The sequence below is a fragment of the Nonomuraea sp. NPDC049709 genome, assembly GCF_040674815.1.
Taxonomy (GTDB): Bacteria; Actinomycetota; Actinomycetes; order Streptosporangiales; family Streptosporangiaceae; genus Nonomuraea.
Window position 1 is genome coordinate 1 of sequence record NZ_JBFANM010000167.1, and the last position, 9852, is coordinate 9852.

General features: G+C 68.8%; 7 protein-coding genes. 2 read left to right on the plus strand and 5 right to left on the minus strand.

Going from position 1 to position 9852, the window contains the following annotated elements:
• Positions 1-316: 316 nt before the first annotated feature.
• Both AB0J69_RS60765 and AB0J69_RS60770 read left to right on the plus strand, forming a co-directional pair.
• A complete protein-coding gene (locus AB0J69_RS60765; protein ID WP_364138258.1) occupies positions 317-919 on the plus strand; it encodes a TetR/AcrR family transcriptional regulator in 603 nt (200 codons plus the stop codon).
• Between the two features lie 72 nt (positions 920-991).
• Positions 992-1678, plus strand: a complete 687-nt coding sequence (locus AB0J69_RS60770) for an SDR family NAD(P)-dependent oxidoreductase (protein WP_364138261.1) — start codon at positions 992-994, stop codon at positions 1676-1678.
• Between the two features lie 189 nt (positions 1679-1867).
• Here the strand turns inward: AB0J69_RS60770 and AB0J69_RS60775 are convergent, their stop codons facing one another.
• The 5 genes from AB0J69_RS60775 to AB0J69_RS60795 form a co-directional block, all read right to left on the minus strand.
• Complete coding sequence (locus tag AB0J69_RS60775) at positions 1868-5350, minus strand: ThuA domain-containing protein (RefSeq protein ID WP_364138264.1); 3483 nt, start codon at positions 5348-5350, stop codon at positions 1868-1870.
• 407 nt (positions 5351-5757) lie between these two features.
• Complete coding sequence (locus tag AB0J69_RS60780) at positions 5758-6591, minus strand: sugar phosphate isomerase/epimerase family protein (RefSeq protein WP_364138266.1); 834 nt, start codon at positions 6589-6591, stop codon at positions 5758-5760.
• 38 nt (positions 6592-6629) lie between these two features.
• Positions 6630-7838: a substrate-binding domain-containing protein gene (locus tag AB0J69_RS60785; RefSeq protein WP_364138269.1), complete on the minus strand. Its 1209-nt coding sequence runs from the start codon at positions 7836-7838 to the stop codon at positions 6630-6632.
• Positions 7825-8775 (minus strand): ABC transporter permease, encoded by a 951-nt coding sequence (locus AB0J69_RS60790; protein ID WP_364138271.1) that lies wholly within the window; start codon positions 8773-8775, stop codon positions 7825-7827. Before AB0J69_RS60790 ends, AB0J69_RS60785 begins: the two co-directional genes overlap by 14 nt.
• On the minus strand, positions 8772-9698 hold the full coding sequence (locus AB0J69_RS60795) for an ABC transporter permease (RefSeq protein WP_364138274.1): 927 nt from the start codon (positions 9696-9698) through the stop codon (positions 8772-8774). Before AB0J69_RS60795 ends, AB0J69_RS60790 begins: the two co-directional genes overlap by 4 nt.
• Between the last annotated feature and the right edge of the window lie 154 nt (positions 9699-9852).

Sequence of the window (9852 nt, forward strand, 5' to 3'; positions counted from 1 at the left end):
ACCAGCGCCGACCAGACCATGACCATCGACCCCTGCAACCTGCAACTGCTCTACCAGGGACGCAACCCCAACTCCGGCGGCGACTACGGCCTGCTCCCCTACCGGCCCGGTGTGCTGACCCTGCAGCGCTGATGGCGCGACACGGATCCGGCTCGGAACGACGTGGCCGGCCCGGCACCTTCTGAACCGGGTTCTGGGCGCCAATCGTCTCGGGGCGGCCCGGCTGTCCGGGCCGCCCCTCCATCAGCGGCAGGAGCGGGCGGCATGCGGCATCAGTTCTGGATTATCAAATACAAAACCTGGTAGCATCCCCCACATGGGTAGGCCACGATCCTTCGACGAGACCGCGGTGCTCGACGCGGCGGCGGCGGAGTTCCGGGTACACGGCTTCGCCGACACCTCGACCGAGCAGCTCTGCGAGGCGGCGGGGGTGCGGCGCAGCAGCCTGTACAACGCCTTCGTCTCGAAGGACGAACTGTTCGTGCGCGCACTGGAGCGGTACGTGGCCGGGTTCCGTGAGCGTCGGGCGCAGGTGCTCGCCGATGCCCGGCTCAGCGGGGCCGAGCGGCTTCGCGCCCTGATGGAGGGCGTCGTCGAGGAGGAACGCGCGGCACGCGAACAGGGGCATGCGGCCGGATGCATGGTGGTGCACAGCATGATGACCCCCGACCTGCGCGAGCGGGACGAGCGCGTGGCCCGCATCCTCGATCGAGACCTGCGCGAGCACCTGGACCTCCTTGAGGGGGCGATCCGGGCCGGGCGCCTCGACGGCAGCATCCGAGCGGATGCCGACCCGCACGAGGGGGCCCTGCTGGTGATGACGGTCATCTCCGGGTTGCGGGTGACCGCACAGGCCGGGGTCGAGCCCGGGCTGCTGCGGCAGATCGCACTCAACGGCCTGCGCTCACTCCTCGACTGAGAACGAGCACTCCAGTCGCACGGGTGTCCGCTTGCCCAAATTTTGGATTCTGTAATACAGAAAGGCGATAACTTGACCATCACACTGATCACTGGGGCCAACAAGGGCATCGGCTTCGAGACAGCCAAACAGCTTCTGGAGCTGGGCCACGCCGTCTACATCGGGGCGCGTGACGTCGAGCGAGGTGAGAAGGCCGCGGCAGCACTTGGCGCACGATTCGTGCAGCTCGATGTGACCGACGACGCATCGGTGAGCAGCGCGCTGGCGACGATTGATGCGGCCGAGGGCCGGCTCGACGTCCTGGTGCACAACGCGGGCATCCTGGAGAACGGAGTCATCGACGGGCCAACGGCTCTCCGAGTCTTCGACACCAACGCGGTGGGAATCGTGCGTGTCACGGAGGCGGCACTTCCCCTGCTGCGCAGATCATCGAACCCTAACGTGGTCACCGTCTCGAGCAGCGCCGGGTCATTCTGGGCAGTGAACAACCCCGACCGGCCGGAGTTCCACCTGACGGCCACGCTCTACTCCGCGTCCAAGGCGGCAGCCACCATGCTCATGGTCCAGTACGCCAAGTCCCAGCCGGGCATCAAGTTCAACGCACTCGAGCCCGGCTTCACCGCCACCGACCTGACCGCGGCCCTCGGAGGCGGAAGACCACCGGAGGAGAGCGCCAGAACTGTCGTGCGTTTGGCAACTCTCGACGCGGACGGTCCGACGGGAACCTTCCAGGACGAAAGCGGGGAATTGCGCTGGTAGGCTCGCCGGTCGCGGCAGGCGGATGATCAGGGCGACCCAACACCAGCTGCCTGATTCGCTCCTTCCTCCGCGGCTCCGGCGCGCACCGTATGGGGTGCACCATCGAGATCATCGCAAGGCACCAAGGAGGCTGGAGCCGGCCGCAGGGAGGCGGGCCGGCTCCAGGGTCGGGCGGGCGTCACATGGGGATCAGACGCGGGTCCACTTCTGGCTGTTCTGGCCGTTGCACGCCCAGATCTGCACCTTGGTGCCGTTGGCGGTGCCGGCGCCGGTGACGTTCAGGCACTTGTTCGCCCCGACGGCGGTGATGCTGCCGTCGGCGTTGAGGCGCCACTTCTGGTTGTTCTGCCCGTTGCAGTCCCAGATGATCACCGCGGTGCCGTCCGCAGTACCGGCCCCGTTCACGTCCAGGCACTTGTTGCCGTACACCCGGAGCTCCCCCGAATCGGTCGACGTCCACTGCTGGTTGGGCCCCCCGTTGCAGTCCCAGATCTGCACCTGCGTGCCGTTCGTCTGCGTGGCTCCGTTGAGGTCCAGGCACCGGTTCGAGGCCACACCCCGCAGCGCGCTCGTGCTGCCCGGAGGCGGGCCGTCACCCTGCCCGACGCCCGTGCCGTTGAAGGTGATGGAGTCCACGTCGAACGAGTTCGCGGACGGCGCCTTGAACACGACATGGACATTGCGGGTGCCACCGGGGTCGGTGACCTGCACCGCCGGCAGCGACACGTAGGTGTTCCATCCCCCGGTCGCCGGCACGGGGCTGGAGGCGAGGAGGGCCCCGGTCGGCGAGTCGGCGCGCAGTTCGATGGACGCCCCGGTGTTGGACGGTGCCGAGACGCGGAAGGACACCGTGTCGATCCCGGCCAGGTTGATCGGGCTGAAGGAGATCCAGTCGTTGTTGGAGATGTCGCCGATGCGCCTGCCGCCTTCGGCTCCGGGCTCGTCGACGATCCGGATTCCGGTCGAGCCGGTGAAGTGCTCGGCCTGCTTGTGCTTGGGCTGCAGGGTTATGCCGGCGCTGCCCTCCAGGCCGCCCTTGTCGGTGTAGTCGGCGGACAGTGCGTAGTAGACGTTGGAGGCCTCGTCATGGCCGGAGGCGGTGGTCGTGACCGTCCCGGAGCAACCGGTGTACTGGCCGGTGTCGTGGGTGTGCTGGTCATGGCCGAGCGCCGTGATCACGTTGACCTTGGTGCAGTCGGCGGCGCCGTCCTCGGCGTCGGTGACGTTCACCGTGTAGGCCACCTGGTCGCCGAAGTCGATGAACCCGCCGTCGGGTGGAGCCGAGAAGGCCACCTTGGGACGGGTGTTGCCGACGACGATGGGCAACGTGACGCTGCCCGTCTTCCCGCCGGAGTCCCGTACGGTCAGCTTGGCCGTGTACGTGCCGTTGGTGTTGTAAGTGTGGGAGGGGTTGGCGCTGGTGGAGGTCGCGCCGTCGCCGAAGTCCCACGCGTAGGTGATCGCGTCGCCGTCGGGGTCGGCTGAGCCGGCCGAGGAGAACGCCACCGCCAGCGGTGCCGTGCCCGAGTCGGGGTTGGCGCTCGCCTTGGCCAGGGGCGCGCGGTTTCCGGCTACGTAGTCGACACGGTAGATGCTGTCATCGGTGTTCGCGTGGCCGAAGCCGTTGCCCCAGTCGGCCATGTACAGGGCGCCGTCCGGGCCGAACTTCATGTCGATCGGCGCACGCGGGGCGAGCTGTGCCACGAAGGGGTTGATCTTCAGGAGGTTGCCCGAGGAGTCCAGGCGGAACTCCTTGACGAAGTTGCGGCTCCATTCATAGAAGAACGGCGTGCCCTCGAAATACGCGGGGAACTTCCGGTCCGAGCTGCTGGCCGCGTCGTAGTGGTAGAAGGGGCCACCCATCGGGGCGGCACCGCCACAGCAGTTGATTTCGGGGAACTCGGCCGAGGCGTGGTAGTTGTACCACACGGTCGCGGGCTTGGCCGCGGGCAGGCTGTTCAGGCCGGTGTTGTTGGGTGAGTCGTTGACCGGTGCCGAGCAGTTGAACTTCGCGCCGGAGGTGTTGGTGGCGAAGTTGAAGTCGTTGAACGGGATGTTGTTGCCGACGCAGTACGGCCAGCCGTAGAAACCCGGCTGCTTGATCAGGTTCCACTCGACGGTGCCCTCGGGACCGCGGGTGGAGCTGGCGGCGCCCGCGTCGGGGCCGTAGTCACCCACCGAGATCCAGCCCGTCGCCTTGTCCACCGAGAAGCGGAACGGGTTGCGGAAGCCCATCGCGTAGATCTCCGGCCGGGTCCTGGCGGTGCCGGGCGTGAACAGGTTGCCGGACGGGATCGTGTAGGTGCCGTCGGGCTCGGGGTGGATGCGCAGGATCTTGCCGCGCAGGTCGTTGGTGTTCGCCGAGGAGCGCTGAGCGTCGAAATGCTCCCGGCCCTGCCGCTCGTCGATCGGGGCGTACCCGCTGGAGCCGTTGGGGTTGGTGTCGTCACCCGGGCCGATGTACAGGTTGCCGCCCGGCCCGAACGCGAGGTAGCCGCCGGTGTGGCCGGGCTCGTCGACGTTGCGGTACGCCGGAACCTCGATCACCTTCTTCTCGCTCGCCAGGTCGAGGCTGGTGCCGTTGAAGGTGAACCTCGACACCCGGTTCACCTCACCGCCGTTGGACGGCGAATAGTTGACGTAGATCCAGCCGTTGGTGGCGAAGTCGGGATCCAACGCCAGCCCGATGCCGCCGTCCTCGCCGCCGTCGTACACCGACAGGGTGCCGATGACGCGCGTGCCCCCGCCATTGGCGGGGATCATGTTCACCTTGCCGGAGCGCGAGATGTAGAAGACCCTGCCGTCGGCGGCCACGTCCAGCTCCATCGGCTGGTCGGGGGCGCCGTCGAGGGTCACCTTCTGGAACCGGGCCGCGACCGTACCGCCGCAGTCACCCGGTGCCGCGCCCGCCGCCCACTGCACCGCACCCAGCAGGTGCTGTTTGAACTGCGGCTCGGAGTAGGAGGACGCCTGGTGACCCATCGCGGTGGCCCACACCCGGCCGCCCTCCGGGTTGTGACACCAGGAGATCGGGTGGTCGGCGCCCATCTTGTTCGGCCCCGCGTCATAGGTGGTCTCGTCCGCGGTCACCAGGACGTGCACCGAGCCCCGCATGTTCTTGTCGAAGTTGTACCACTCCTCCGAGCGCACCCACCGATCCGGCAGGCCCTTCGTGGAGGGGTGCGCCTTGTCGGCCACCTTGGCGGTGCCCTGCAGGACCGCCGAATGCGCGGTCATGTGGGCGCCGGCCAGGACCACCTGGTCCCACCAGGGAAACTGCGTCTCGATGTTCATGTCGGTGGCGTTGTGGATGGCGACGACGCCGCGGCCGCCGCGCACATAGGCCTGGAAGGCCTGACGCTGGGCGTCGTTGTCCCAGACCATGCCGCTGGTCTGGAACATGATCACCGCGTCGTAGGTGTTCAGGGTCGCGCTCGTGAAGACGGCGGAGTCCTCGCTGCGGTCGACCTGGAAGTTGTTGTCGGTCGCCAGCTGCTGGAACATCGCGACGCCGGCGGGGATGGAGTCATGCCTGTAGGCGCCGCTCGCCGTCTCGGTGAACAGCAGCACCTTGAACTGCGGAGCGGCCGCGTGCGCCACCAGCGGCGCCGAGGACACCAACAGCCCTAATAAGGCCGCGGCCAGGGCGGAGAACAGGCGTGATCTTCGCATGAAGGATCTCCTGGGGGGTTACCGGCAACGGTCGGAGTTGACGGGTGGCGATGGGAAGGCATGCGTCGTCTCGGCTCGCCGGGCCGGTCTTGCGGCAAGGACGCCATGGTCGGTGGATGGCGCGTGGCGCGGTGGGTGCCGGGGCCTGACCATGCAACTGATCGATTCGGAATGAAAATAAGCCTGCACAAGATACCTGTCAAGCATGCTTATCCAGTGAATCGAGGACCGCCTTTCCTCTTCTGCCGGGCAAATGCCTCGCTGCCGATCTCGAATATCTGCAGGTGAAAGCGACGTCGGCGATCTCTTAGCGGTTCCGCCGCTCCTCACATGACAACCACCGGCGTCGCGTCTCAAGCGCTCAACGGGAGAATGAGTATGAAACTTTCAGGCCGGGGAGGCGGGTGTCAGAGGGTACGCAGGTACGCCAGGCCGTCCACGGCCAGCGCGTCCTGGCTCTCCGCGAGGGGCCGCCAGATGGACGCCGCGGTGGCGATGGTCTGGTTGTGCGCGGTGAACGACTCGATGACGAGCGGCCCTTGATAGCCGGCGTCGCGCAGGGCCTGGGTGAAGCCGGGCCAGTCGAAGCGGTCGGCTCCCGGCGTGCCGCGATCGGTGCCGCACACCTGCACGTGCGCGATGCGATCCGCCGCCACCCGCACCGCCTGGGCAGGGTCCTTCTCCTCGATGTTCATGTGGTAGACGTCGAGTGCCAGGTGGCAGTCCTCGGGCAGCGCGTCGAGCGCCTGCTCGACGGTGTTGACGAGGCTGGTCTCATACCGGTTGAGCGGCTCGACCGCGAGCTTCACCCCGCGCTCGGCCGCGTGGTCCAGGACGGGACGCAGATGCTCACGCAGCTCGGCGTAGACCCCGCGGCGTTCGTCCGGCGAGAGCCGCCACGTACGGCCGACCGAGGCGTACGCCGGCCCCCCGATCACCGGGGAGCCGACGGTCACCGCCACGTCGACGCAGTGCCGCAGGTAGTCCTGGGTGTCGCGGACGGTCTCCGGGGAGGCGGCCACGAGCTCGCGCCCCGGCGGCATGACCAGCACCACGGACGCGGCCAGCCCGTGCTCGGCGAGCACCGCACCGGCCTTGTCCGGGTTCCAGTCGCCGGGCTGCTCGACGGGCAGCTCGATGACGTCGAAGCCCCACCGGGCGATGCGGGGCGCGAGCCGCGCCAGGTCGTCGTCGGTCAGCGGGGAGACCCAGACCCAGGTGTTCACTCCGATGGAGAACATGGCGTCCCTCTTCGTCGTCGGTTCGCGGAAGGAGCCGATCAGCTCTTCTTCCCGCCCCAGGTCTCCGGGAACCCGGGCAGGTCCTCACAACCGCACAGCGCGTAGTGCAGCGGCGGCATGTTGGGCTTGAGGTAGGCCGAAAGGTTCTCGCTGGTGACCTTCGGCTGCGGCAGGTTCCACATCTCGGGCACCTCCTCGCCCTTGAGGATCTTCAGCGCGGCGATGATCGGGGTGCGCCACTGGTAGGTCGGGTACGTGGGTGCGACGGCGGCCAGGTTCGCGTCCTTCCACTTCTGCAGGAAGTCCTGCTGGTCCTCGCCGTTGATCGGCGGCACCGGCAGGCCGGCGTCCTCGAACGCCTCGATCGCGGCCACCGCCGTGGCGCCGGCGTCCATCCAGACGCCGTCGATCTTGCCGTGCCGCTGGATGTAGTCGCTGACGATGCTCTTGGTCTTGGCGGCGTCGCCGTCGGTGAACTCCACTCCCACCACCTGGAGGCTGCTCTTGTCGAAGACCACCTTCGCGGCCGACCAGCGGGTCTCCAGCACGTCCACGCCGGGCAGGATGCGCAGCGCCAGCACCTTCCCGCCCGCCGGCACCTTCTCGACCAGGAACTCGGCGGCGTCGGCGCCGAAGGCGTAGCCGCCGATGGGCTTGATGAACGTCACTGGGCAGTCCGTCTCCACGCCCCGGTCGAACACGATGACGGGCACCTTCCCGCAGGCGGCCGTCACGGCGGGGGTGAGCGTGGCCGTGGTGTTCGGCGAGATGATCAGCGCGTCGCAGCCCTTGGCCTGGAGCTCGGCGATGTCGGAGATCTGCTTGTCGTCCTTGCCCTCGGCATCCAGCGCGGTGAACTTGTCGATCTCCTTGTGCAGGCCGACCTCGGCCTGCATCGTCTTCCATCCGACCTGGCGCCAGGGGTTGTTGACCGCCGCGTTGGAGAAGCACAGGTGGTACGGCCCGTCCTTCTTGTACTGTGCCGTGTCGATCATCTTCGGGGCGATGGCCTGCTCCCAGGGCTTGTCCGTGGGTCCCTGCGGTGCCTGGGAGCGCATGGCCAGCTGGGCGTCGAAGTCCGCCTGCACGAAGAACTTCGACTGCGCGCCCGTGCCGGAACCCTGCGCGCTCTGGCCGGCGCTCGCCGCGGGCGTCGCGGGCTGGGCGGTGGACGTCGGCTTGTCGGTGGTGCAGCCGGCGAGGACGAGCGCGGTGAACACGGCGACTGCGGCCTTATGACGCGGCATGTGCGTCTCCTCTTCGGGGGGTGGACTTCCAGGGAAGTCGGATGGCTCCCGCCGCGACCGCGGCGATGATGATGACGCCCTGCACGGTGAACTCCAGCGCCCCCGAGATTCCGTACAGGTTGAGCAGGGTGAACAGTGCCTCCAGCGTGACGGCCCCGGCCATGGCGGCCAGCACGGAGCCGCGGCCGCCGCCGAGCACCACGCCGCCGAGGACGACCGCGGTGATGGCGGAGAACTCCAGTCCCTGGCCCACCTGAGCCGAGACCCCGGCGAAACCGCCGAGCAGGATCGCCGCGACGGCCGCGGACAGACCGGAGAGCATGAAGGCGAAGATCTTGGCCCGGTCGACCCGGACCCCGGACAGTGCCGCGGCGCGCTCGTTGTCACCGGTGGCGATGAGGGTCCTGCCGAAATCGGCGCGCATGAGCCAGATCGCCGCCACGCCCATGGCCAGCAGGATCAGCACCGACCACGGCAGCGGCCCGAGGCCGCCGCGGCCGAACACCCGGAAGCCCTCCGACAGCGCGCCACGCGGCGCGCCACCGGTCCAGAGGAAGACCGCCCCGCTGAGGACGAGCAGCATGCCGAGCGTCACGATGAACGACGGCACCCGCAGCTTGGTGGTGACCACGCCGTTGACCAGCCCGACGAGCAGCCCGACGACGATCAGCAGGGCGAGGACCGGCCAGGTGGCGGACTCGTCGCCGTCGATGAGCCGCGCGGCGATCACCACCTCGGCCGTCACCAGCGAGCCGACCGACAGGTCGAACTCGCCGGAGACGATGACGAAATACTGCCCCGCGGCGAGGATCACCAGCGGCGCGGCCCGCTTGAGGAACGCCAGGAACCCGGCGGGCTCCAGGAAGTAGGGGTTGGCGACCGCGATCGCGGTCAGCAGCACCACGAGGACCGCGAGGATGGGAAGTGCCCGCTTCATGCCGACCGCCTTGTTCCGCGCCGGGCGTAGACCGCCACCGCGATGACGATGACCACGCCGCGGACCACGTCCTTGACGAAGGAGTTGACCTCGAGCTGGTTGAAGATGGTGTCCAGGACGGCCAGCAGCAGGACCCCGCCCACCGTTCCGGCGACCCCGCCCTTGCCTCCGGCCAGCGCGGTCCCGCCGAGCACGACCGCGGCGATGGACTCCAGGTCGTAGCCGCCATCGGTGCCCACCGTGGGCGCCCCCGCCCCGAGCCTGCTGGCCAGCAGCAGACCCGCGATGCCGGCGCAGACCGAGCAGAGCACGTGAGTGATCACGATGACCCGGCCCGTACGGATCCCGGACAGCCGGGCGACCTCCTCGTTGCCGCCCACCGCGTAGATCCGGTATCCCAGCCGGGTCCTGCTCAGCAGGAACCAGGCCACGACGGCCACGCCCGCCCAGAGCATGGCGGAGACGGGGATCGGCCCGATGCGGGAGTAGCCGAGGAGCTGGAACGACTCGGGCACCTTGCCCGCCGGGCCGTCGTACAGGTGGTCGACGATGCCCTTGATGATCAGGGCGACGCCGAGCGTGGCGATGAAGGCGTGGACCTGGAGCCTGGTGATGACCAGCCCGTTGACCAGCCCCACCAGCGAGCTGATGACCAGCACCGCGGCGATCGCCGGCCCGACGTTCCCGTCCTGGCCCGCCATGATCTCCGCCGCGACCAGCGAGGACAGGCTGATCAGGTACGCCACGGACAGGTCGAGCGAGCCGGCCAGGATCGCCAGCGTCTGCCCGATCGCCACGATGCCGAGGGCCGCGGAACGCTGCTGGATCCCGACGACGCTCTCCATGGTGAGGAACTGGCCGCCGTCGAGCGCGACGAGGGCCCAGCCGACCGCGACCAGGCCGAGCAGCGCGAGGAACACCACCTGCGTGGGTTCGCGCAGGTGCGCCGCCAGGCCGCCGCGGGGGGGCGCGCGGCGGGCGGGGGGGGGGGGGCGGGGGGGGAGGGTGCTATATGCCCCCACACCCCCCCCCCCGCCCCAAGTGGCCGGCGCGGACGCCCCCCCCCCCCCCCGGCCC

What these genes read in the sequence shown, in the direction of transcription:
- AB0J69_RS60765 (WP_364138258.1), top strand. Translation starts at nt 317, where the DNA reads ATGGGTAGGCCACGATCCTTCGACGAGACCGCGGTGCTCGACGCGGCG.
- AB0J69_RS60775 (WP_364138264.1), bottom strand. Translation starts at nt 5,350, where the DNA reads ATGCGAAGATCACGCCTGTTCTCCGCCCTGGCCGCGGCCTTATTAGGG.
- AB0J69_RS60780 (WP_364138266.1), bottom strand. Translation starts at nt 6,591, where the DNA reads ATGTTCTCCATCGGAGTGAACACCTGGGTCTGGGTCTCCCCGCTGACC.
- AB0J69_RS60785 (WP_364138269.1), bottom strand. Translation starts at nt 7,838, where the DNA reads ATGCCGCGTCATAAGGCCGCAGTCGCCGTGTTCACCGCGCTCGTCCTC.
- AB0J69_RS60790 (WP_364138271.1), bottom strand. Translation starts at nt 8,775, where the DNA reads ATGAAGCGGGCACTTCCCATCCTCGCGGTCCTCGTGGTGCTGCTGACC.